At 71.5% G+C, this 22994-nt stretch carries 16 protein-coding genes; 10 read left to right on the top strand and 6 right to left on the bottom strand.

Annotated features, from left to right (window positions below; all coding sequences use genetic code 11):
* Positions 1 to 4: 4 nt before the first annotated feature.
* The 3 genes from ACGFNP_RS21950 to ACGFNP_RS21940 all read left to right on the top strand — a co-directional run bounded on the left by ACGFNP_RS21950 (position 5) and on the right by ACGFNP_RS21940 (position 4419).
* A complete protein-coding gene (locus tag ACGFNP_RS21950) occupies positions 5 to 3154 on the top strand; it encodes a BTAD domain-containing putative transcriptional regulator (protein WP_393321292.1) in 3150 nt (1049 codons plus the stop codon).
* 127 nt (positions 3155 to 3281) lie between these two features.
* Positions 3282 to 3878 (top strand): hypothetical protein, encoded by a 597-nt coding sequence (locus ACGFNP_RS21945; RefSeq protein WP_358339918.1) that lies wholly within the window; start codon positions 3282 to 3284, stop codon positions 3876 to 3878.
* On the top strand, positions 3862 to 4419 hold the full coding sequence (locus tag ACGFNP_RS21940) for an OmpA family protein (RefSeq protein ID WP_393321289.1): 558 nt from the start codon (positions 3862 to 3864) through the stop codon (positions 4417 to 4419). Before ACGFNP_RS21945 ends, ACGFNP_RS21940 begins: the two co-directional genes overlap by 17 nt.
* On the opposite strand, the gene ACGFNP_RS21935 is transcribed toward ACGFNP_RS21940, so the two are convergent.
* The 3 genes from ACGFNP_RS21935 to ACGFNP_RS21925 are packed head-to-tail and all read right to left on the bottom strand — an operon-like array spanning position 4409 to position 7957.
* On the bottom strand, positions 4409 to 5371 hold the full coding sequence (locus tag ACGFNP_RS21935; protein WP_358339916.1) for a winged helix-turn-helix domain-containing protein: 963 nt from the start codon (positions 5369 to 5371) through the stop codon (positions 4409 to 4411). The genes ACGFNP_RS21940 and ACGFNP_RS21935 overlap by 11 nt on opposite strands.
* Positions 5372 to 5414: 43 nt before the next feature.
* Entirely contained in the window at positions 5415 to 6470 is a 1056-nt protein-coding gene (locus tag ACGFNP_RS21930; protein ID WP_393321285.1) for a S1C family serine protease, read from the bottom strand.
* A 50-nt stretch (positions 6471 to 6520) separates the two neighbouring features.
* Complete coding sequence (locus ACGFNP_RS21925) at positions 6521 to 7957, bottom strand: AMP-binding protein (protein ID WP_393321282.1); 1437 nt, start codon at positions 7955 to 7957, stop codon at positions 6521 to 6523.
* A gap of 79 nt (positions 7958 to 8036) precedes the next feature.
* Between ACGFNP_RS21925 and ACGFNP_RS21920 the strand changes: the two genes are divergently transcribed.
* On the top strand, positions 8037 to 8939 hold the full coding sequence (locus ACGFNP_RS21920) for a hypothetical protein (protein WP_393321279.1): 903 nt from the start codon (positions 8037 to 8039) through the stop codon (positions 8937 to 8939).
* Positions 8940 to 9000: 61 nt separating this feature from the next.
* The gene (locus tag ACGFNP_RS21915) at positions 9001 to 11178 is read left to right on the top strand and encodes an acyl-CoA dehydrogenase (RefSeq protein WP_393321276.1); all 2178 of its coding nucleotides are present in this window, start codon (positions 9001 to 9003) and stop codon (positions 11176 to 11178) included.
* Between the two features lie 81 nt (positions 11179 to 11259).
* Here ACGFNP_RS21915 and ACGFNP_RS21910 read toward each other — a convergent pair whose 3' ends face one another.
* Positions 11260 to 13104, bottom strand: coding sequence for a hypothetical protein (locus ACGFNP_RS21910; protein ID WP_393321273.1), 1845 nt, complete (start codon positions 13102 to 13104; stop codon positions 11260 to 11262).
* Positions 13105 to 13184: 80 nt separating this feature from the next.
* Here ACGFNP_RS21910 and ACGFNP_RS21905 point away from each other — a divergent pair, with 80 nt between their 5' ends.
* From ACGFNP_RS21905 to ACGFNP_RS21885, 5 genes are all read left to right on the top strand, one after another.
* Positions 13185 to 14798 carry a hypothetical protein gene (locus ACGFNP_RS21905; RefSeq protein ID WP_393321270.1) on the top strand — a complete coding sequence of 538 codons (1614 nt, stop codon included), beginning with the start codon at positions 13185 to 13187 and terminating at the stop codon, positions 14796 to 14798.
* 134 nt (positions 14799 to 14932) lie between these two features.
* Complete coding sequence (locus ACGFNP_RS21900) at positions 14933 to 15067, top strand: hypothetical protein (protein ID WP_281429040.1); 135 nt, start codon at positions 14933 to 14935, stop codon at positions 15065 to 15067.
* Positions 15068 to 15078: 11 nt separating this feature from the next.
* Positions 15079 to 15882 carry a glycosyltransferase gene (locus ACGFNP_RS21895; protein ID WP_393321267.1) on the top strand — a complete coding sequence of 268 codons (804 nt, stop codon included), beginning with the start codon at positions 15079 to 15081 and terminating at the stop codon, positions 15880 to 15882.
* Entirely contained in the window at positions 15879 to 16982 is a 1104-nt protein-coding gene (locus ACGFNP_RS21890) for a glycosyltransferase family 4 protein (protein WP_358339908.1), read from the top strand. The genes ACGFNP_RS21895 and ACGFNP_RS21890 overlap by 4 nt, the downstream gene beginning before the upstream one ends.
* The gene (locus ACGFNP_RS21885) at positions 16979 to 21028 is read left to right on the top strand and encodes an alpha-(1->3)-arabinofuranosyltransferase family protein (protein ID WP_393321263.1); all 4050 of its coding nucleotides are present in this window, start codon (positions 16979 to 16981) and stop codon (positions 21026 to 21028) included. Before ACGFNP_RS21890 ends, ACGFNP_RS21885 begins: the two co-directional genes overlap by 4 nt.
* On the opposite strand, the gene ACGFNP_RS21880 is transcribed toward ACGFNP_RS21885, so the two are convergent.
* Positions 20949 to 22166 (bottom strand): acyltransferase family protein, encoded by a 1218-nt coding sequence (locus tag ACGFNP_RS21880; protein WP_393321260.1) that lies wholly within the window; start codon positions 22164 to 22166, stop codon positions 20949 to 20951. The two genes, ACGFNP_RS21885 and ACGFNP_RS21880, sit on opposite strands and share 80 nt — an antisense overlap.
* Positions 22163 to 22882 (bottom strand): class I SAM-dependent methyltransferase, encoded by a 720-nt coding sequence (locus ACGFNP_RS21875; protein ID WP_393321257.1) that lies wholly within the window; start codon positions 22880 to 22882, stop codon positions 22163 to 22165. Before ACGFNP_RS21875 ends, ACGFNP_RS21880 begins: the two co-directional genes overlap by 4 nt.
* Between the last annotated feature and the right edge of the window lie 112 nt (positions 22883 to 22994).

The raw sequence follows: 22994 nt of genomic DNA, 5'->3' as shown, positions 1-22994 counted from the left end.
CCAAATGCCGAAATTCCCGGCGCTGCCCGACGAGGAGGGACACAGTCCTGTCCGGTTCCGGGTACTGGGACCGCTCCGGGTCGAAAGCGGGCCGCAGCCGGGGTCGCAGCCGCACGCGCAGCAGGATCGGCAGCCCGGGCCGGGGTCGGAGCCGCACCGGCAGCCCGGGCCAGGGCCGGAGGCCGACCCGGAGCCGAGGCAGCAGTTGCAGCCGGGACCGGCGAAGCATCGGGCGGTGTTGGCCGCGTTGCTGGTCTCCGCCGGGCGGGTGGTGCCGATTGAGCGGTTGATGGCCGTGGTGTGGGACGACCGGCCGCCGGCCTCAGCGGAGTCGGTGCTCAGGGTGTACATCAGCGGGTTGCGCAAGATCATCGACGGGATCGCCACCGTCCCCGGCGGCTACCTGATCGAGGTCGAGCCGGATGAGGTCGACTGCCACCGGTTCGAGCGGCTCGTCGGCGAGGCTCGGCGGGCCAGGGAGGCGGGCCGGGCGGAGGTGGCCGTCGAGGGGTTCCGGGCGGCGCTGGCGCTGTGGCGAGGGGACGCCCTGGCCGATATCGAGTCCTCCTACCTGCGCAGGACACGGGCCGTACCCCTGGAAGAGCTCCGCCTGACCGCGCTCGAAGAACGTGTGGAGCTGGACCTGCTGCTGGGCAGAGGCGGTGAGGTCGTCGGCGAGCTGCGGGCGCTCGTCGGGGCGTACCCGCTGCGAGAGCGGGCGTGGGCGCTGCTGCTCGACGCGCTGCGCCAGGCCGGGCGGCGAGCGGAAGCACTGGCGGCGTACCAGGAGGCCCGCCGCGTGCTGGTGGATGAGCTCGGCCTGGAGCCGGGCGCCGAACTGGCCGAGGCACACCGGCGGGCGCTGTCGAGCGAGGAGCCGCAGAACCCGCCGACAAGCGACGGGCAGCAGGTAGGCGATGGACTGCGACATTCGCCGATAAATGATGCACCGCCGGATATTTCGGATTTCACGGGGCGGGTGGCCGTCCTCGACTGGATCGCCGCCGGAGTGCCCGGGCAGAGGAACGCCCCCGTGCACCTGGTCGTGCACGGGCCGCCAGGATGCGGCAAATCCGCCGTGGCCGTGCGTGCCGCCACCATGATCGACCTCCCCGACGGCCGCCTCTACGCGTCGCTGCGCGACCGGCAGCCCAGCGCCGTGCTGGAAGACCTGCTCCGATCCCTGGGTTGCCCCGACGGCGCTGTGCCCGCCGCGTCGGAGGAGCGTGTACGCCTTTATCGCGGTATAACGGCCCAACGCAGCCTCCTCGTAGTGCTCGACGACGCCACGGACGAGGCCCAGGTACGCCCGCTGCTCCCCACCGGTCCGGGCAGCCTGACGCTGGTGACCAGCCGTTCCCCGCTCGCGGGGTTGGAGGCGGCCAGGGCGTACGAGCTGGGCGTCTTCGAACCCGGCGAGGCCGTGGCCATGCTCGCCGAGGTGGTGGGCCGTGAACGGGTCGACGCCGAGCCGGCGGCCGCCGAGCGCATCGTACGGCTCTGTGATGGTCTGCCCCTGGCCCTGCGCATCGCCGGATCCCGCCTGGCACGGAAACCGGGCTGGACCCTCGAACACCTGGCCGGACGGCTGGGTGACGAGCGGCGACGACTGGACGAGCTGAGCGCGGGCGACCTGGCCGTCCGCGGCAGCCTGGCGCTCGGTTACCAGGGGCTGGCCGACTCCGAGCGGCGGCTGTTGCGCAGGCTGGGCGCCCTGTCCGCGCCCGACTTCGCGTCCTGGGCGCTGGGCGCCGATCTGGAGCCGCTGGCCGAGGCTGGCCTGCTCCAGTCACGCGGCCTCGACGAGGCAGGCGGCGAGCGGTACGGCTGGCACGACCTGACCCGCCTGTACGCCGCCGAACGCCTGGCCGCCGAGGACGGAGGCCCGGCAGCGGTGCTGGCCGAGCTCGCGGGCGAGATCCTCGACCGAACCCGGCAAGCCAGAACAGCCCTGCTCCCCGCCGAACCCGGCTCAGGCCGCACCCTGGCCCGCACCGCGGAACAGGTGCTGGAGTCCGGTTCGGGATCGTCGGGAGTACGGGGTCTGGGGCCCGGTTCGCGGTGGTCAGAGGCGCGGGGTCGCGAGGCGCGTTGGTCGGGTGATGGGACTCCGGAACCCGGTTCGGGCTGGGTGGGGGAGCCGAGCTTCGGGTGGGTGGCGGACCGGAGCGTGGGGTGGACCGGTGGGTGGGCGTTGGAGACGGGGCGGTTGCGGGCCGACGCTCGGTGGTTGAGTGCTGAGCGACGGTTCCTCGTGGCGGCCGTAGGGGACTTTCATCGGGCCGGGCTGCACGAGGCGGCCTGGCGGTTGGCCTTCTATCTGACTCCGCTGTTCGAGCTGGGCGCGCATCACGACGACTGGCACGTCACCGCCGCCACCGGTCTCGACTCGGCGCGGGCGGCGGGGCATCGGGAAGGTGAGGCGCTGCTGTTGCGGGGGCTGGCCGATCTCCATCGGGCGGAAGGTCGTCCCGAGTCCGCCGCGGCCGCGCTGAGGGCCGCTCAGCCGCTGGTCGAGGGGCTGGAGCTGGCCCGGATCATGTTGCGGCTCGGTCTGGTCGAGCGGCGTCCGGCCGAGGCGGAACGCGCGCTGGCCAGATGTCTTCAGGTGTTCGAGGAGGCCGGTGATCGGCGCGGCACGGCCGACGCGCTGCGGGCTCTGGGTGTCGTACGCGGCGATGTGGGGTTGGTCGAACGGAGCCTGGACGCGTACGGCGACTTGGGCGACCCGCGCGGAGAGGCGGAAGCCCTGCTCGACCTGGCCAGGCTGCACCTCGGCGCCCACCACTACGCCCGGGCGCGCGACTGCGCCCAGCGGCGGATCAGGATCAACCGGCGCCTCGGGGACCGGCTGCCGGAGGCGGCCGGTCTGCTCGTGCTGGCCGACGTCGCAGCCGCCGAGGGTGATCCGGAGCAGGCGGCCAGGCTGGCCGGCGAGGCTGAGGCGACGTTCACGGCTCACGGCGACCGGAGAAACGCCGCAAAAGCCCTGATTATCCGCATAAAAGCGCACCTCGACCTTGATGAGATTGATGCTGCGGTTGATGGGCTTGCGCGTGTTATGGGAGAGTCTGACAGCTTCGGTGAGCCCCGGAGCACCGAGGTCGAGCTTCTGTCGCAAGAGCTGCGCAGACGCCGCGGCCTGCGGATCTAGGCGCGCGGTCTGCGGGGTCCGTGGCCTGCGGATTTAGTCGGAGTCCGCAGGACTATGCGGATCCTGAAGGTCGCCCGGCTACCGTCGGCCCACAAGTTCCACCCCTACCGGCAAAGGTGATCAGAACATGCGGAAGACGATCGCGCTGGCCGTCGCGGCGGTCGCGTTGACCGGCTGCGGGATGCTCCCTGGCCAGCAGGGCGGCAGCGGCGAGGAGCAGACGGGTCAGACCAGCGAGGCCGCGCCAACCGCGCGGCCCACCGAGCTCAAAGCCTCCGCCGAACAGCAGCAGACCGCACCCCCGCAGGAGACCAAGGCGATCGCGAGCCGGGAGACCAAGGTCGGGTCGGGCGGTCAGTACGGCAAGGCCCGCGTCGACATCACCGCGCTCAAGCGGCAGGGCAGGACGATCAGCCTCAACTGGACCGTCACCGCCACCGACGGCAAGGTCAACCTGCACAACGGCATGGGCAGCGGCACGCTCGACTTCACGGTGTCGGCCGTCTCCCTGATCGACCCGGTCAACGCCAAGCGCTACCGCGTCGCCCGCAACGGCACGGGCGAGGACGCCAAGTGCGTCTGCTCGGGCACTCAGGGGCAGTTCCTGGAGTCCGGCGACGCCACCACGCTCTACGCGGTCTTCGCCGCCCCGCCGCCGGACGTCACGAAGATCAATGTCGAGATGCCGATGATGGGCGTGTTCACCGATGTTCCGATCTCTTAGCGTCGCGCTGGCCCTCGTCCTGTCCCCAACGGTCCTGTCCCCGACCCCGAGCCCGGCTCCGCCCGTCAACGCCACCGGCCCGGTGGAAGACCTCGTGCTCCCCGTCGAGGACATCATCGGCGAGGTCGAGTCGCTCGACGGCACCGAGAGCGAGACCAAGCTCGGCAAGCAGGTCACGGTGGCGCTCACCAGTGACGTGCTGTTCGCGGTGGACAAGTGGGTGCTGACCGCCGAGGCGAGAAAGCGGCTCCAGGAGGTGGCGCGCAAGATCGACGCGGAGGGCGCCGGGGGTGTCGTGAAGGTCGAGGGGCACACCGACGACCAGGGCACCGACGCCTACAACGTCACGCTGTCACAGCGCCGGGCGCAGGCCGTACAGCAGGCCATGCGCGGCCTGCTGACCGGCGGCGACGCGGACCTCCAGGCGAAGGGGTACGGCGAGAGCCGCCCGAAGGTGCCCAACATCGTCGACGGCAAGCCCGTCGCCGCGAACCGGGCCAAGAACCGCCGGGTGGAGCTGGTCTTCACCGTCAAGCAGTGAGCTCGGCCAGCCCGTCGCCCATCGGGGTACGGCTGTACAGCACCGATCGGCCGCTGCGCGTACGCGAGACCAGGCCCGCCCTGCGCAGCACGGCCAGATGGCCGCCCACGCCCCCGAGCGTCATCGAGAGCTGGGCGACGAGCTGGCTGGTGCTGGCCGGGCTGTCGAGCGCGGCGAGCACGGCCGCCCGGCCCCGCCCGAGCAGCGCGACCAGGCCGTCGGCGGCGGGCGAGCCCCGCTCCCAGAGCGCGGCGACCCCGTGCGCGGGATAGGTGAGGCCGTACGCGCGCGGCGGATCGAGGTAGACGTACGTGGCGCCGAACGCGTTCGGCATCAGCACCACGCCCACGCCACCGAGCCGGTGCGAGGCCCCGCCGACCTTGCCGAGCAGGATGCGCTCCTCCTTCAACGCCATGTCGATGCCCAGGCGGCCGAACACCTCCGTCCAGCCGTACACCGCGAGCCGCCCCGCCCGCCGCACGATGTCGCGCTCCAGCAGGGCGCGCAGCCGGGGCCAATCAGGGGCGAGCAGCTCGTTCCAGAACGCTTCGAGCGCGCCGGCGACCCGCACGGGGACGTCGGGAACGTCGAGCGCCGGATCGACCGCCCGGCCCCGATGGCTGAGCCGCAGGTCGGCGGCGGCCCGGGCGGCGGGCGTCCGCCGGACGGCGGCCAGTTCCCGCTCGAAGGTGACGTCCACGCCCTCGGGTGGCACGCAGTAGAAGTCGGGCGCGTAGTCGGTCACCCGATGCAGCCGGATCAGGGCCCGCAGCACCGGACTGTCCGCCAGCAGCCGCTCGTAACGGTCGCGCACGCGGGCCGTCCAGATGGGCAGGCCGGGCGGTACGTGCTGGCCGCTCAGCACGTTGAGCGCGCCGACGACCTGGCTCATCGGCGACAGGCCGAACCTGACCTTCGCAAGGTCCTCGGGCGTGCACTCGAGATGCGCCATCCGTTCCGCCTCCCGACGAAAAGAACGGTCATCCTAGCGAGCGTCAATCGCCCGGCAGAGTGCCCAGGGTGACGGTGACCGTCTTGGTCGAGTCGTCCTCCTTGACGACCTCCACCTTGACCTGCTGCCCCGGCTTGAGCGCGGACAGCTCCTGGGCGAGTACGGGCAGTGTCGCCGTGTCCTTGCCGTTGACGGAGATGATCACGTCACCGGGCTGGATCCCGGCCTTCTCGGCCGGGCCGCCCTTGTCGACCTTGGCCACGGCGACCCCGGCCGGCTGGCCGTTGTCACCGATGATCGTGCTGCCCCTGATGCCGAGCGCGGCCCGGTGGCTGTTGGTGACCTTGCCGTAGCGGACGATCTGAGCGGCGATGTCCGTCGCGGTGTTGCTCGGGATCGCGAACCCGATGCCCGGCGCGGCCCCGCCGCCGAGGTCCGGGTCCGTCGCCGCGAGCGTCGGGATGCCGATGACCTGCCCGGACAGGTCGACCAGGGCGCCGCCGCTGTTGCCGGGGTTGATCGCCGCCGACGTCTGGATCGCGCCGCTGATCGTCGCGCCGGGCGAGCCGGGTTCCTGCGGCTCGCTCACGGTACGGCCCAGCGCCGAGATGATGCCGTCGGTGACGCTGCCCGACAGCCCCAGCGGGTTGCCCATGGCGAGGACGAACTGGCCGACCCGGAGCTTCGACGAGTCGCCGAACCTGGCCGGTGTCAGCCCCTTCGGGTCGTCCACCTTGATGACCGCCAGGTCGCCGCCGCTGAAGCTCTTGACGAGCCGGGCCTTGCTCGAAGCGCTGCCGGTGGCCAGCGTCACGTCCATCCGGGTGGCGGAACCCACGACGTGCGCGTTGGTGAGGATGTGGCCCGCGGAGTCGTACACGATGCCCGAGCCGAGCCCCTCCTTGGTGGTGATCTGCACGATCGACGGCAGCACCCGCTGGATGACGCGCTCGTAGGACAGCTCCAGTGGCGGCGCGGACACCTCGGAGGGAGACGGCGTCACCGACGAGGGCGGGATAGTGGTGATGGTGGTGGGTGCCGGGGCCGAGCATGCGACCAGGAGCATGGCGGCGGCGGTCGCCACGGCGACCTTGCTCATGCAGGGCTAGTGCCCCGCTCAGCGAGGCTCATGCGGAGGCGGTGCCCCGCTCAGCCGGGAAGCCGGGAAAGATACGCCTCGCGGACGTTACGCCTGCTCAGCTTGCCCGTAGGCGTACGCGGCAGCGTGTCGCGGAACTCGATGACCCGCGGGTGCTTCAGCTTGGCGAGCCGCGGCGCGCAGTGCCGCATCAGCTCGGCGGTGAGCCCGCCGGTCTCGGCTCCCGCGGTGGGCTGGACGAGCGCGACGACCCGCTGGCCCCACTCAGGGTCGGGCACGCCGATCACCGCGACGTCGGCCACGGAGGGGTGTTCGAGCAGTACCGCCTCGATCTCGGCGGGATAGATGTTGACGCCGCCCGAGATGATCAGGTCGGTCCTGCGGTCGAGGAGGAACAGGTAGCCCTCGTCGTCCAGGTAACCGATGTCTCCGGGTGTGTAGGCGGGCCCGCGCATGGCGGCCGCCGTCTTGCCGGGGTCGCCGTGGTACTCGAAGCGGTTGACGCCGCCGATGTAGACCAGCCCCGGTTCGCCGGGCGCGACCTCCTCGCCGCCGTCGCCGACGATCGTGAACGTCATGCCGTCGAGGGCCCTGCCGACCGTGCCCGGCCGGGCCAGCCACTCCGCCGACGACACCATGGTGGCCACGGCCGCCTCGGTGGAGCCGTAGTACTCCCACAGCACGGGCCCGAGCCAGTCGATCATGGCCTGCTTGGTCGCGGGCGGGCACGGCGCCGCGCCATGGTAGAGGTGCGTGAGCGAGGACAGGTCGTACGTCTCCCGATCCGCTACGGCCAGCAGCCGGTGGAACATCGTGGGCACCATGAACGCGTTCGTCACCCGATACCGCTCGACCAGCCGCAGGGTCTCGGCCGCGTCGAACCGCTCCGGCGCCACGATCGAGTGCCCGAGCTGCAACGCCATCATCGCCTGCCCGTACGGCGCCGAGTGGTAGAGCTGCGAGCACACCAGGTGCACACCCCCGACCGGCAGCCGGAAGTGCGTCCAGCTCTTGCGCATGAGGATCGGATAGAGCTCCTCGGGCGTCAGATCGAGCAGCCGTCTGCGCACGCCCTTCGGCCGCCCCGTGGTGCCGGAGGTGTAGAGCATCATCGACCCGGCCCGCCGGTGCTCCGGCGCGCTGTCCGGCTGACCGGTCACGAGCTCGCCGACGGTGAGCGCGGCGGGGGAGACCACCGCCTTCGCGCCGCAGTCGGCCACGATGTAGGCGATCTCCTCGTCGGTGAAGTGCCAGTTGACCGGTACGTGATACGCGCCGATCTGGTACGTCGCGAGCATCATGGTCAGGGCGTCGAGCCCGTTCCTGAGCACGGTCACCACCGAGTCGCCCCGCGCCACCCCGCGCGCGGCCAGGCCGTGGGACGCCTGGTTGGCGCGAGAGAGCAGCTCACCGTAGGTCGCGCCGTCGGGGCCCAGCAGGGCGGGACGTCCGGCGTCGGCGGCGGCGATCTCGTAGAAACCTCTCATGCCCGTGACCATACAGAACTAGATTCTGCACGGGGAATAGCGGAATTATCCCGCTGCTTCGTGACGTAACCTGAAAGCCATGGCGGACGTCGGTGACCAGATACCATCCTCGGACTCTCCCACCACCCCGTTCAGGAAGATCGTTCTGCCTACGGACGAGACGGTCACGGTCTCCCGGCCGCCGGAGCCGCTCGCGCCGCTCCCCCCTCTGCCTCCGCCGCCCCCGCCGCTCAAGGGTGGGCTGCTCGCCCGGATCGGCGACGTCCCGATCAAGGTCGTCTACCTGATCGGCGCCATCATCGCGACCGTGCTGGCGGTCATGCTGGTGTTCGTGATCTTCTCCGGCGACGTGCCGAAGGACGCGCGGCAGGCACCGCGGCAGGTCGCCCCGGTCTCGCCGGTGCCGGGGGCCTCCGCGTCGCCCAAGCCGTCGGCGACCGCGGTTCCGGCGGTGCCGAAGAACCTCGCCTACCCCCAGCAGTCCGGGACGGCGACCGTCACGATCGGCACGATCTCCGACCTGGCGACCGGGATCAGCTACCCGCGCCTGGGGCTGCCGTGGACGGCCAAGTCGTTCGCGCCGTTCGCCATCGCCCAGCGCGTCGGCAAGGTGGCCGTCCCGCACACGGTGATCGCCTCGGCGATGCTGCCCGGCGCCACCCCGAAGACCAAGCCGGCCAAGACCGCCGACTACCGCGAGCTCGCCGTCAGGGCCGTCAACTGGTCGCTGCGCACGCAGTATCCGGCGGGCGCGACGCTCGCCTGGACCGGATCGCAGAAGGTGCCGGTGGGCAAGGGCTGGATGCTCGGCTACAAGGTCACCTACACGGTCTCGGGCAAGCAGAAGACGTCGCAGGCCATCGTGTCGATCCACGAGGTGGGGAAGACCAAGCCGGCGATGCTGCTCGCATCGATCCCCCAGGGCGGCAAGTCGCACTACCGTGACCTGAACACGATCGTGCTGGGCGTCCGGACCCTCTAGTTCAGAAGCATGCTCTAGAATATGGTTCTGGCATATGTCGGGCCTGGCTGGAGGATGTGCGATGGCGATCGGGTTGAGCGAGGAACACGAGGCGCTCCACGAGTCGGTGAGCGGCTGGGCGGACCGGAACATCCCCGCCGAGCTGCTGCGATCCGGCTCGGATGGGCGTCCCGCCTTCTGGCCGGGGCTCGCCGAGCAGGGGCTGCTCGGCCTGCACCTGCCCGAGTGGGCCGGCGGCTCCGGTTACGGGCTGCTGGAGACCGCGGTCGCCGTCGAGGCGCTGGCCGAGCGGATGACGCCGGGGCCGTACGTGCCGACCGTGCTGGCCAGTGCGGTGATCAACGCCTCCAAGCGGCCCGAGCACCTGGAGTCGTTCGCCGACGGCACGCTCACCGCCGCGGTCGCGCTGACCAGCACGCTGACCGGGACCCTCGCCGAGGACGGTGCGCTGATCGTCTCCGGTACGGCCGAGCCCGTGCTCGGCGCCTCGCTGGCCGACGTGCTGGTGCTGCCGGTCTCCACGGCCGAGGGCGAGGAATGGGTCATCGTCGACGCCTCGTCCGCCACCGTCACGGAGATCAAGTCCCTCGACCTGACCAGGCCGGTGGCCAGGGTGGAGCTGTCGGAGGTGCTGGTGCCCGACTTGGGCATCCTGGGCGGCGTCCAGAGCTCCGACGTGCGCAATCTCGCCGCGATCCTGCTCGGCGCCGAGGCCGCGGGCCTGGCCTCCTGGTGCGTGACGGCCGCCGCCGACTACGCGAAGGTCCGCGTCCAGTTCGGCCGCCCGATCGGCCAGTTCCAGGGCATCAAGCACAAGCTGTCCCGCATGCTCGTGGCGCTGGAGCAGGCGCGCGCCACCGTCTGGGACGCCACCCGCGCCGACGGCAAGGAGCTGGACTACGCCGCCGCGATCGCCGCGGTGATGGCTCCCGACGCGGCCGTACAGTGTGCCAAGGACGCGATCCAGACCTTCGGCGGCATCGGCTACACCTACGAGCACGACGTGCACCTCTACTACCGCCGCGCGCTCACGCTCCGCGCGGTGCTCGGCTCGTCGGCCGAGTGGGCGGCCGCCGTCACCGCGCTCGCCCTGCAGGGCGTCACCCGCGAGATGGAGATCGACCTCCCCGAGGACGCCGAGGAGCTGCGCGAGTCGATCCGCGCGGAGGTCGCGGCGCTGAAGGAGCTGGAGGGCAAGGAGCAGAAGCGGGCGCTGGCCGCGGGCGGCCTGGTCATGCCGCACCTGCCGAAGCCCTGGGGCCGCGGCGCCAAGCCGCTGGAGCAGGTGCTGATCGCGCAGGAGCTCAAGGCCGCGCGGGTGAAGCTGCCCGCGATGATCATCGGTGCCTGGGTGGTGCCGTCCATCGTCTCGTACGGTACGCCCGAGCAGCAGGAACGCTTCCTGCTCAAGACGCTCAGCGGCGAGATGATCTGGTGCCAGCTCTTCTCCGAGCCCGGCGCCGGGTCCGACCTGGCTTCGCTGCAGATGAAGGCGGAGAAGGTCGAGGGCGGCTGGAAGCTCAACGGCCAGAAGGTCTGGACCTCGGTCGCGCACGTCGCCGAGTGGGGCATCTGCATCGCCCGCAACTCCTCCGAGGGCTCCAAGCACGAGGGCATCACCTACTTCCTGGTCGACATGAAGGCGCCGGGGGTCACGGTCCGGCCGCTGACCGAGATGACCGGCGAGAACCTGTTCAACGAGGTCTTCCTGGACGACGTGTTCGTGCCCGACGAGCTGGTCGTGGGCGAGGTCGGCCAGGGCTGGAAGGTCGCCCGCAACACGCTGTCGAACGAGCGGGTCTCGCTCTCGTCCGGGTCGGGCGGCACCGGGGCGTCCGTGCCGGACCTGCTCGGGCTGGTGGGGCGGCTCGGGCGGGAGCTGTCGCCGGTCGAGGCGTACCAGGTCGCGCAGGTGATCTGCGAGGGGCACTCCATCAACGCGCTGTCGCTGCGCGTGACGCTCAAGCAACTGGCGGGGGGCGAGCCCGGCGCGGACGCCTCGGTACGCAAGCTGCTGTCGACCGCGCACGCCCAGCACGTCTCGGAGTCCGCGGTGGAACTGCTGGGGTCCGCGGCCGTGGTGGCCGCCGACATGACGCTCGGCGACGCCGGCTACTGGAACCGTGCGGTGCTCGCCACCCGGGCGATGACCATCTACGGCGGCACCACGGAGGTGCAGCTGAACATCATCGGGGAGCGCATGCTCGGCCTGCCCAGGGACCCCGAGCCGGGCAAATGACGGCGGGGGCCGGGCTCTGGGAAACGGCTGGGTTTTGGGAAACGACCCGGCTCGTGGAGGAGCCCGGCCCTCTACGGGGCCTCAGGAGGGATTGACCGGCTGGAGCGGGCTCGGCGTGCCGTCGCGCCACGGTCTCGGGATGCCGATCTTGATTTCACCGAGGCAGGCGGCCGGGCCGTTCAGCGTACGGATGACGAGCTCGGTCCCGCCGCCGTTGGTCGCGGCGAACGTCCAGCCGAAGCCCTTCTCCGCCGGGGTGTCGGCCTCCGCGGTGCCGAGCCGTACCGACAGCCGGGTGGCGGCCGGGTTGAGATAGCCGACCTGGACCGTCCACTCGCCCTCGGGCAGCCGCACCGGCAGCGGGAAGCGGACCTCGCGCGCGCCGACCGGCGTGCAGCCGGAGGCTCGCGCGGGGACCGTCAGGCCGTCGATGCTCACCGGGCGCAGCCGGCCCTCCTGGTCGAAGATCAGCGGGTTGCGTATCGGGCCGCTGAGCCGCCTGGTCCAGGTCACCGGGTGTGTCGCGATCGGCCCGAGCACCTTCGAGGCCAGCGCGTAGTCGTAGAAGAAGATCGGATAGACGACCTTGGCGGGCACGTGCGTGTCGAGCACGACCGCGTTGTCCGGGACGCGCTTGAGCGCCAGCCTGCCGGTCTCGACGTAGCTCTTGACGTGCGCGCCGAGCGGCAGGCGGCCGTACGCGGTGACCGACCAGACCGAGCCGAGCGCGAACGCGGCGGTCAGCGGCAGCCAGACGAACCTGAGGCGCGGCCAGACCCGCAGCCAGGGGCGTTCCTCACCGGCGAGCGGGATGAACGCCAGCCCGATGGCGATCGCCACGACCATGGCCGTGGAGGAGACGTAGCGGAGTTCGGCGCCGCTCAGGTCCGGGCCGAGCTGCTGGATCCGGCCGATCATGACGGGCACCACGTCGGCGAGCGTGAAGTAGGCGAGCAGCACCAGCCACGCCAGCCAGGCCCGCCGCCTGAAGAACACGGAGACCGCCAGCACGACCACCGCGACGCCGAGCCCGGCCCAGACCGCCGTGGGCGGCGGCGCCGCGGTCGCGTAGTCCTCGCCGATCGGTAACCACTGCCAGGGCCCGCCCAGAGACGTCGGTACCAGCGAGCTGGACAGCAGCGTCCAGGCGAAGCGCGCCGCCAGCCCCGCGTCGGGCAGGGTGGGCTGGATCGTGTCGTTGGTGAGCTGCACGGAGGTGAGGAGCTGGCGGAAGAACACGCCCGCGTAGACGGCGAGCACGCCCGCGTAGAGCAGCCAGGCCCGCCACTGCCCCCGCCAGCCGAGCCAGCCCACGCTCAGCGCGAGGGCCAGCACCAGGATGAACGGCGCCTTGACGAAGAACGCCATCGCGAACACCGTCCAGCCCGCAGCGGCCAGCGCGTGCCTGAACCGGCCCGTCCTGGTGTAGAGGACGTGCGAGCAGAGCGCCATCGGCAGCGCGATCTGGAACGGCAGCGTCTCGATCACCACCGCCCACCACGACAGCGACGAGATCGTCATCGGGGTCAGCAGGTAGAACGCCAGCGGCACCAGGATGGCCGGGCGCGCCCCGAACAGCAGCCGCAGCAGCCGGAGCAGGGCCAGGCTCGCCGCGCCCAGCAGGCTGATCGTCACGACATGCGCGAGGACGTCGTTGTAGACGCCCAACCGGCCCATCGCCCACTGGATCGCGAACGGGCCGGGCACCAGGTGGCCGTAGTCGACCCGCATGAGGTAGTCCCACGTCAGGTCGTGCTCCAGGCCGCGGGCGATGAAGGTGAAGTCGTCCTGGCGGAAGTACGTACGCCTGACCAGGCCGAACTTCCACACCAGCTGTACGGCGATCATCACCAGGGCAGCGGCCACCACGGCGTCGCCACCGCGCAGCCAATGACGTGCGCCCACCGTCGTATCGCTCGTCGCCACCCCGCCCCCTCAGCCGGAAGCGTAGCCATTGGTGGGATTTATGCGGAATGGTCGTTGTGCGGTTGTGATGTCATAGCGGGATGCCGCACACGACCCGAGCAGGACCGCTGTCGGCCGTGCTCGGTCTCGCCCTCGGCTGCCTCGCCCTCGGACCCGCTCTGGGCTGGGGTTTCGTCCTCGTGCAGGACATGGTCTTCGTGCCGGACCCGGCCTTCTCGCGCTTCACGTTCGGGCTCGCCGGCGGGGCGCCGCGGGTGGTGCCCAGCGACGCCGTGGTCACCGCGCTGGCCTCCGTGCTCCCGGCCGAGCTGGTGCAGAAGGCGATCCTGCTGGGGATCTTCGTGCTGGGTTGTTCGGGTGCCGCGCTGCTCGTGCCCGCGGGTTTCCTCGGGGCCCGGCTGGTGGCCGGGGCGTCCTACGTGTGGAACCCGTACGTGGCCGAGCGGCTGCTGATGGGGCAGTGGGCGCTGCTGCTGGGGTACGCGGGCCTGCCGTGGGTGGTGCGCGCAGTCCGCGCGGGGCGCGGGCTGCTGCCCGCCGTGCTGCCCGCCGCCGTCGGCGGCTTCGCGGCCATGACCGTCACCGCCCTCACGGCGCTGCCGGTCAGGCCGGACCGCGTCGGCCCCCTCACAGCGCGGCCGGCCAAGCCGGACCACACCGGCCTCCGCACGGCGCTGCGGGCCAGGCCGGATCACGTCGGCCCCCTCACGGCGCTGCAGGTCGCGGGCCGGCGCGTCCGGGTGGGAGTGGTGCTGCTGGCCGTCAGCCTGCCGTGGCTGCTGCTCGCGCTCCTGCGGCCGAGCGGGCTGAGCGGGGATCCGGTGGGCGTGGACGCGTTCGCGGCCAGGGCGGACGGGCCGTTCGGGGCGGTGGGCAGCCTGCTGTCGCTGGGCGGGATCTGGAACGCCAACGCCGTTCCGGCCGGGTACGAGACGGCGGTGGGCTCGGTGGCGCGGCTGGCGCTGGCCGTGGCGGGGATCGTGGGATTCGTGCTGATGAAGGACCGGCCGAGGGGGCTGGGGGTGGCGGCGGCTATCGGGTTCGGGATCGCCTGTCTGGGGGTGACCGAGCCGGGGCGCGTGGTGTTCAGGTGGCTGGTGGGGGTGTGGGGCGGGTTCGCGGTGTTCAGGGACGCGCAGCAGTTCGTCGCGCCGCTCGCCCTGCTGGCCGCGCTCGGACTCGGCGCCCTGACGGAGAAAGCCGGGCGTTGGGCCGGTTTGATGGTGCTCGTTCCCCTGGCCGTGCTGCCGACCCTGGCCTGGGGCGGGGCGGGGGCGCTGCGGGCCGTGAGCTACCCGGAGAGCTGGAGCCAGGCCCGCGAGGTGATCCGCCGGGATCCGCGGCCGGGGGACGTGCTGGTGCTGCCGTTCGAGTCCTACCGGAGGTTCCCCTGGAACGGGGACCGGGCGGTGCTCGACCCGGCGCAGCGCTACTTCGCCGTGCCGGGGCGGAACGTGGTCGCCAACGACTCCGTACGCGTCGGGAACATGGTCGTCGGGGCCGAGGACACGAGGTCCCGCGCGGTAGAACACGTACTAGAAGCACCCTCGCCAGACCTGGCCGCAGCGGGCTTCCGGTACGTTGTGGTCGACGCGGGCACGCCGGCCGAGCGGCGGCGGTTCGACGGCTGGCTCAGCGGAGCGAGCCTGCTTGTGGCCATAGATGACCTGAGACTGTACCGACTCGACGGCTAATTTGTACGGTTTTGATAAGACCAAGTCCGTTGATCAGCGGATTTATTAAGATTTCGTAGAGCTACTTCCGAGTAGCAAGAATTGGTTCTAGGTTTGTGAGGCCCGTTCATTTGCCGCTCGAGGAGGAACCCCCCGTGATCAAGATCCTCTTAGCAGCGATCATCGGTGTCGCCGTCGCCGCGCTGGTCGCGACGGTTACCACCGTCTCCTTCACCGGGGCCACCGCGACGCCCGTCAACAAGCCGCTCTACAACTACGGCGACCGGTAGTCCGAGCCGTTATGCCGCCCTCCCCCCTTGGGGACGAGAGGACGAGCCGACCACCACTGCTCGAGATCGTCGTTCCCGCCTTCAACGAGGAGCGGCGACTTCCTGGGGGGCTCCTGCAGCTGTGCGCGAAGCTTGCCCGCATGCCGTTCCCGACCGCCGTCATCGTGGTCGACAACAACAGCACGGACAGCACCGGTGAGATCGTCAGGACCTGGCCGCGGGGGCCGGTTCCGGTCCGGCTCGTCGAGTGCGCGACTCCCGGCAAGGGTGCCGCCGTCCGTGCGGGGTTGCTCGACACCCGTGCCCCCTTCGTGGGCTTCTGCGATGCCGACATGGCCACCGACCTGAACGCCATCGATGTCGCGTTCGGGCTGCTGCTCTCCGGTGAGCGCGTGGTCGTGGGCTCGCGGGCGCACGCCTTCTCCGACGTGGAGAACCGGCACAGCCGGGTCCGCGAGCTGGGTGCCGTCGGCTTCCGCGCGCTGGCCAGGGTGCTGGTACGCGGGGTGAGCGACACCCAGTGCGGCTTCAAGTTCTTCGACGGCGCGCTCGTCCGCGAGGCCGTCGCCGGGCTGCGTACCTTCGGCTTCGCCTTCGACGTCGAGCTGCTGGCCCGCTGCGTCGCGCTCGGCTCGACCGTGCTGGAGATCCCGGTCAACTGGCGGGACATGCCCGGCTCGCGCTTCTCCCCGGCCAGGCACGGCGCCGGCATCCTGCTGGAGCTGGGCCGGATCTGGCTCAGGCTGCGCGCCGCTCCGAGCCCCGGCGTCAGTCCGAGGTGGGAGCAGCCGCTCGACCCCGTCGGATCTCCGTGAACGTCGCCGTCGTCAACTGGCGTGATCCGTGGCACCCGGCCGCCGGTGGCGCGGAGACGTATGCCTGGGAGATGGCCCGCCGCTTCGCGCGCGCCGGCGACCAGGTGTGCTTCGTCACGGCGCGGGCGCCGGGTCAGCGCCGGAAGGAGACCATCGAGGGGGTACGGCTGGCTCGCATGGGCGGGCCGTTCACCGTCTATCCTCTGGTGCTGGTCTGGCTGGTGCTCCGCCGTGGTGCGTTCGACGCGGTGCTCGACTGCCAGAACGGCATCCCGTTCTTCACCCCGCTGGTGCTGCCTCGCCGTACCAAGATCATGTGCGTGGTGCACCACGTGCACGACCGGCAGTTCGACGTGCATCTGCCCCGGTGGCTTGCGGTGTTCGGGCGGTTCCTGGAGGGGCCGGTGTCGCGGTGGACGTACCAGGGGCACGAGAGCGTGGCCGTGTCGCCCTCGACCGTGAGCGCCATGCGCGAGCGGCTCGGCTGGATCGGCCCCATCCACATCGTGCCCAACGGGGTGAACGTCTCCACGAACGGCGACTTCCCCCGCAGTCGGACGCCGCGGCTGGTCTGCGTCGGCAGGCTGGTCGCGCACAAGCGCGTCGACCTGCTGCTCGACGCGGTGAGCCAGCTCAGGAAGCAGTGGCCGGAGCTCACCGTGGACGTGATCGGCCGGGGCCAGGAGGAGGCGCGGCTGCGCGCCCGGCTCCCGGAGGGCGTCACCATGCACGGCTACCTGCCCGAGGCGGAGAAGGAGCGGCTGATCGCCGCCGCCTGGCTCCAGGTCAACGCCTCGCAGGGCGAGGGCTGGGGGCTGTGCGTGCTGGAGGCCGCCGCGCTCGGGGTGCCGACCGTCGCGTTCGACGTGGACGGGCTCAGGGACGCGGTACGGCACGGCGAGACGGGCTGGCTGGTGCCCGAGGGCCTCGGCAGCACCGGCCTGGCCAAGGGCATCGCCGTGGCCCTCGACGAACTAAACGACACCTATAGCGCGAAATGTCGGGAATGGGCGGGGAAGTTTTGCTGGGACCGGAGCGCGGAACGGCTGGCCGCGCTGGTGCGTGGCCGGACGGCGGGACCCGGCTGGGAGGAGCCGTGATCGACAGGGTCCGGCACAGGCTCTGGCTGGCACTGTGCTGCCTGGGCTTCGCCGTGCTGACGTTCACCACCAAGCCGGGCAACGTCATCTCCGACACCAAGCTCGACCTGGCGCTCAACCCGATCGGCTGGCTGGAGCGCGCCGCCCATCTCTGGGACCTCCAGCACTTCGGCCAGCTGCAGAACCAGGTGGCCGGCTACCTGTTCCCGATGGGCCCGTTCTTCGCGCTCGGCGACCTGGCCCACCTGGCGCCCTGGGTGACCCAGCGGCTCTGGCTGACGGTGTTGCTGTGCGTGGCGTTCCTCGGTGTGGAGCGGCTGGGCAGGCAGCTCGGCGTCGGCACGCCGGGCACCCGGATCGCCGGCGCGCTGGCGTACGCGCTGGCGCCGCGCACCCTGTCGATCATCGGCGAGATCTCGATCGAGTGGCTGCCCGCCGCGATGCTGCCGTGGATCCTGATCCCGCTGCTCACCGCCACGGAGACGGGCCAGCGGGCCAGGGCGGCGGTCCGATCCGGGCTCGCCGTCGCGCTCTGCGGCGGCGTGAACGCGGTCGCGGTGCTGGCCGTGCTCATCGCCCCGGCGCTCTACATCCTGACCCGGCCGAACCCGGTGCCCCGCTGGCGGATGCTCGGCTGGTGGAGCGGCGCGGTCGCCGTGGCCACCCTGTTCTGGTGGCTGCCGCTGCTGCTCGTGGGCCGCTACGCGTTCTCCTTCCTGCCCTACACCGAGACGGCCTCGACGACCACGCAGGTCACGTCGCTGACGAACGTGCTGCGGGGCGCCTCCGACTGGGTGCGCTACCTGACCGTCGGCGGCGTCACCGACCAGCCGGCCGGCTACGCGATCGCCACCTCGGCCGTGCTGGTCGTGATCACCGGACTGCTGGCCGCGCTCGGCCTGGCCGGGCTGGCCCGGCGCGACCTGCCCGCGAAGGGCTTCCTGCTCGTGCTGTTCATCGTGGGCGTGGCCGCGCTGGTCGCCGGGCACATGAGCGCGCTGGAGCCGGTCGTCGCCGAGCCCGTACGGTGGCTGCTTGACGGGCCGCTCGCGCCGCTGCGCAACCTGCGGAAGTTCGACCCGCTGGTCCGGCTGCCGCTGGCGTTCGGGCTGGCGCACCTGCTGGCCGGGGCCCGGCTGCGGCTGCGCTCGGTGGCCCTGGTCGCCCTGGCCGGGCTCGTGCTGCCCGTCTTCAACCAGGGGCTGGGCGCTCCCGGCGACTTCAAGGAGGTGCCGCTCTACTGGCGGCAGGCGGCGGCCTGGGTGAACGAGAACGCCGGAGACGACGGCGTGCTGGTCGTGCCCGGCGCCAAGTTCGGCGAATACCTCTGGGGCCGGCCGATGGACGACCCCATGCAGCCGCTGTTCACCGCCCGCTGGACCACCCGGCAGGTCGCGGCCGCCGGCTCCGTGGGCCTGACCAGGCTGCTCGACGCCATCGACCAGCGGCTCACGGCCGGCTACGGTTCGCCGGGGCTGACCGACGTGCTGCGCAGGATGGGCGTGCGCTACCTGGTCGTCAGGAACGACCTGATGCGGGCGAACCTCCAGGGCGCCTGGCCGTCCCGGATCTACGAGGCGCTGCGCGAGTCGCCGGGCATCACGAAGGTGCGCTCGTTCGGCGGGGAGGTCGGCGACACCGTCACCGACGACGTGATCGAGTCGGTGGACTGGCCGTTCCCCGCGCTGGAGGTCTATGAGGTGTCGGGCAGCTCCGACCTGCTCAGCGTGCAGTCGGCGGGCGATGCCGTACAGGTGCGGGGCGGGCCGGACTCCCTGCTCACGATGGGCGACCTCGGGCTGCTCGGCGACGGTCCCGTGCTGGTGAACGGCGACGCCGGCAAGCGCGAGACGCCGGCCGTGGTGAGCGACGCGCTGCGGCTGCGCGAGCGGCAGTTCGGTGAGATCCGGTCGAACTGGACGCCCACCCTGACGGCCGACCGGCGCGACGACTTCTCCGGGGTCAAGACGCTCGACCTGCTCGAAGACGGCTGGCTGGGCGACACCGCCACCGCCGAGTACGACGGCATCTCCAGCATCACCGCCTCCTCCTCGGTGGCCGACGCCGACGCGGTGCCCGGCCTCAGCGCCACCGGGCGCAGCCCGTGGGCCGCCATGGACGGCGACTACGAGACCGGCTGGGAGAGCGGCGGCTGGCACCGGCCCCAGGGCGAGTGGCTGCGCGTGGACCTGCCCAGACCGCGGGTGATCCCGTCGTTCCAGGCGACGTTCACCAACAACGTGCTGCTCGGGCAGTCGGTCAAGCGCGTGGCCGTGGAGACCGAGGGCGGCCGGATCGAGCAGGACGTCCAGCAGACCAACAGCCCGCAGAAGCTGCGCGTCCCGCCCGGTGCGACGAGCTGGCTGCGCGTCCGGATCCTGGCCACCTACAACGCCAACTGGAGCTTCGTGCAGCGGGTGGGCATCACCGAGCTCACGATCCCCGGCATCCTGCCCGGACGGACGATCCGGCTGCCCGGCGAGGGCGGCGACGCCTTCGTGATGGACCGGGGGCTCGACTCCCGCCCCTGGTGCATGCGGAACCAGAGCCGCTGGATCTGCAACCCGCTGCTGGCCAGGCCGGGCGAGGAAGGCGCCGGATTCGATCGGACTTTTACCGTTAAGCAGGGGCAGAAGGCCGCTGTACGCGGCTCCGCCATCCTGCGGGACGCGAAGCTCGTCGACCGCTTCACCCGGTTGGGCGAACTGACCACGGTGACCGGCTCGTCGCAGGCGAGCAAGGACGCGGTCTCCGCGCCGAGGTCGGCGTTCGACGCCGACGGGGCCACCACCTGGCTCCCGGCCGCCAGTGACCCCGAGCCCACGCTCACGCTCGGCTGGAAGGCCAGGCGCGTGCTCTCACGGATCCAGATCGCCCGGCCCGGCGGCGACAAGCAGCCGCTCGACGTGGTCCTGACCGGTGACAAGGGCGCCGTGCGCAGCGGCCGGGTGGACGCCAACGGCTACCTGAGCTTCAAGGCGCTCGCCACGACCCGGCTCAAGCTGCGCTTCTATGCCGCCTCCAAGAAGCTGGAGGTCACCGAGCTGGTGATCCCCGGTGTCCAGCCGGCCAGCAGGCCGGAGGGCGTGCCGTTCCGGCTGGCCTGCGGGCAGGGACCGAGTCTGCAGATCAACGGCGTGACCGTGGCGACCAAGGTGACCGGCACCTTCGCCGACCTGCTCGAACAGCGGCCGGTGAAGTTCACCGGCTGCTCGAAGGCCGCGCTCACGACCGGCGACAACCGGGTCAGGGCGGCCGGCTGGGACCCGTTCGCGGTGGAGAACCTGGTGATCGGCTCGCTCCCGGCCGAGCCGCCGGCCGTGGAGGGCGCGGCGGTCCCGGGCTCGTGGACGTCGTCGGCACGCGAGGCGAAGGTGACCGCGCCGAAGGACGCCTTCCTGGTCGTCAACGAGAACTACAACGCGGGCTGGCGCGCCGAGCTCGACGGCAAGGAGCTGCGGCCGGTCCGGATCGACGGCTGGAAGCAGGCGTGGGAGCTGCCCGCCGGCACGTCCGGGACCGTGCGCATGGAGTACGTGCCCGACCGACCCTACTGGCTCGCGCTCGCCCTGGGGTTGGCCGGTATCGCCCTGCTCACGCTGCTCGCCCTGGCGCTACGCGGGCCGCGTCCCGAGCACGTCAGGGCGACCGCCCTCGCCGGCGAGTCGCGGCTGTCCCGCTGGCGGGTGCCGTACGTGATCGTGCTGGGGCTGGCCTTCGGCGGCTGGGTGGCGGACTGGCCGGGCATGCTCGCGGCCCTGGCCGCCGTCGTGGCGGTGCTGCAGCTGCGGGCACGGTGGGCGGCGGCCGTGCACTGGGGGGCCGGCTGGCTGTTCGGCGCGGCGACGGTGGCGCTGGCGGCGGCCATGGCGCTGCGGGACCGTGGAGTGGACGTCGGGCCGCTGATGGATCAGGTGCCGCAGCTCGTGGCCTGCGCGGCCATGGGCGTGCTCTTCGGGCAGCTCGTCACGGAGCAGGAGCCACCGGCTCCTGAGCCGGAGCCGGCGAAGGCGGAGCAGCCGCTGGCCGACGCCCGGCGAGCCTGAGCGCGTTCTCCTCGACGAGGTGATAGCTGGCGGCGCTGATCAGGAGTGAGGCGATGAACGTCAGGATCGCGACCTTCACGAAGTCACCGGTGAACGGCTGGTCGCCGGTGACCTTGTAGTAGAGGGTGATCACCGGCGCGTGCCACAGGAAGAAGCTGTAGGAGATGCGGCCCAGGTAGGCCGTGACCGGGTTGCCCAGCACGCGGTGCCGCAGCGAGTCGTGCCTGGATGCGAGCGCGAACGGCGCGATCACGAGAACGGCCACCGACGTCTCCAGGATCATCCGCCAGAGCGACTGCGACAGCGTGGGCAGCGTGAGCGTGCGCGGGCCGGCCAGCTCGGTGCTCAGCACCGCGTACAGCAGCAGCGCCAGCACCAGGAGCTGCGGCGCAAGCGCGTCGACCACCTTGCTCTGCTTGATCCACACCGACAGCACGGCCATGGCCATGCCGGCGGCGAAGTAGATCAGGTGATGCGGCAGCCAGAGCGCCAGCTGCGGCTGGTCGTAGACGTGCGAGATGATCACGCTGGTCAGCGAGATCACCGGCAGCACGGCGATGCCCGCGAGCAGCCTGACCGGCCGGTTGCCGCCGCGCGCCCAGCTGTGCAGGGCCCAGACGTTCAGGACCCAGGCGAGCACCGGCAGCAGCAGGTAGAACGCCATCTCGATCGGCATCGTCCACATCTGGTAGAGGCCGTCGGGGGCGCGGTTCTGTTCGGTGTAGTTCTGCAGCAGCAACAGCCACTTGGCCCAGCCGGTCCAGTCGAGCGAGCCCCACGCCCACAGGGCCAGCGCCGTGACCAGCCAGTAGGCGGGCAGGACGCGGACCATCCGGCGCCAGAGGTAGCGCCCCGGCCTGGGGCGCGGCGTGTCCTCGATGACCGCGCGGGCCCACGGGCGGTAGAGCAGCAGGCCCGACAGCAGGAAGAAGATGGGCACGGCGATGCCCAGCCGGGTGGTCATCCAGGCGAACATGCCCTCGCGGTAGATGATCCCGGTGTTGCCACCGACGTGCAGCACCCAGACACCGAGCGCGGCCAGGGCTCGGATGCCGTCCAGCGCGGCGTCCCTGCCCGCCGGTGGGCCCACCGGCGGGTCCGCCGTCGGGCCCTTCGCGGGCGCCTGTACGGCACTCATGGGCGTTTCCTGAGCACGAGGACCAGGTTCCACGTCGCGAACTCCCTGACGATCGGCACCTTCAGCATCGGCCGCCACCACCAGGGCAGGTAGCGGGGCAGCACGTCGACCAGGTCGGCGTCCGTACGGGTCCGCGCCCAGCGCAGCCCGTCGGCCACCGACACCGGATAGAGGCTCTCGCCATAACGGTTCTTGGGCGGCTTGCCGTACTTATCCTCATATTTCCGGGCGGCCCGGTCGCCCCCCAGGTAGTGCCAGGGCGAGGTCTCGTGACCGCCCCAGGGGGAGAGCCAGTTCGTGTACGCGAGGAAGATCAGGCCGCCGGGCCGCGTGACCCGCGTCATCTCGGCCGCCATGCGCCACGGGTCTGGAACGTGTTCCAGCACGTTGGACGAGAAGCACACGTCGAAGGAGGCGTCGGCGAGCGGCAGGTCCAGGGCGCTGCCGAGCACGCCGCCACCGGGCGTGCCCTGCCCGGCCAGCTCGCCGGCGTCGACGTCCACGCACAGGCAGCGGGCGCCGTCACGCCTGAAGGCGTCGGCGAAGTATCCCGGCCCGCCCCCCACGTCGAGCACGGTCCTGCCGTCCAGCGGGACGTAGTGCCGGAGCTGCGCGGTGGTGTCGGCGGCCAGCGTGGCATAGTAGGCGCTCGGCGTGGCCTGCTCGGACCTGAAGGCGCGGAAGAGGCGGATGGATCTGGCCAGATCGGCGCGCATGCTCGCGGCTCCCGGGGGTTGACGGGCTCCCACAATAGAACGAAGCTCTGGCCGAGGCGAGACCGCTGAGGGGGCGGCGCGGTAACATCCCGCTCTGACCGGCTTCATCGTA

It is taken from the genome of Nonomuraea sp. NPDC049269, assembly GCF_043197155.1.
In the GTDB taxonomy this organism is placed as follows: Bacteria; Actinomycetota; Actinomycetes; order Streptosporangiales; family Streptosporangiaceae; genus Nonomuraea.
The sequence above is the reverse complement of the archived record's forward strand: the minus strand, read 5'-3'. Positions and strand labels throughout refer to the sequence as shown.

Excerpts from the sequence above, each read along its gene's own strand:
- ACGFNP_RS21950 (WP_393321292.1), top strand. The coding sequence starts at position 5 with ATGCCGAAATTCCCGGCGCTGCCCGACGAGGAGGGACACAGTCCTGTC.
- ACGFNP_RS21945 (WP_358339918.1), top strand. The coding sequence starts at position 3,282 with ATGCGGAAGACGATCGCGCTGGCCGTCGCGGCGGTCGCGTTGACCGGC.
- ACGFNP_RS21940 (WP_393321289.1), top strand. The coding sequence starts at position 3,862 with ATGTTCCGATCTCTTAGCGTCGCGCTGGCCCTCGTCCTGTCCCCAACG.
- ACGFNP_RS21935 (WP_358339916.1), bottom strand. The coding sequence starts at position 5,371 with ATGGCGCATCTCGAGTGCACGCCCGAGGACCTTGCGAAGGTCAGGTTC.
- ACGFNP_RS21930 (WP_393321285.1), bottom strand. The coding sequence starts at position 6,470 with ATGAGCAAGGTCGCCGTGGCGACCGCCGCCGCCATGCTCCTGGTCGCA.
- ACGFNP_RS21925 (WP_393321282.1), bottom strand. The coding sequence starts at position 7,957 with ATGAGAGGTTTCTACGAGATCGCCGCCGCCGACGCCGGACGTCCCGCC.
- ACGFNP_RS21920 (WP_393321279.1), top strand. The coding sequence starts at position 8,037 with ATGGCGGACGTCGGTGACCAGATACCATCCTCGGACTCTCCCACCACC.
- ACGFNP_RS21915 (WP_393321276.1), top strand. The coding sequence starts at position 9,001 with ATGGCGATCGGGTTGAGCGAGGAACACGAGGCGCTCCACGAGTCGGTG.
- ACGFNP_RS21905 (WP_393321270.1), top strand. The coding sequence starts at position 13,185 with ATGCCGCACACGACCCGAGCAGGACCGCTGTCGGCCGTGCTCGGTCTC.
- ACGFNP_RS21895 (WP_393321267.1), top strand. The coding sequence starts at position 15,079 with ATGCCGCCCTCCCCCCTTGGGGACGAGAGGACGAGCCGACCACCACTG.
- ACGFNP_RS21880 (WP_393321260.1), bottom strand. The coding sequence starts at position 22,166 with ATGAGTGCCGTACAGGCGCCCGCGAAGGGCCCGACGGCGGACCCGCCG.
- ACGFNP_RS21875 (WP_393321257.1), bottom strand. The coding sequence starts at position 22,882 with ATGCGCGCCGATCTGGCCAGATCCATCCGCCTCTTCCGCGCCTTCAGG.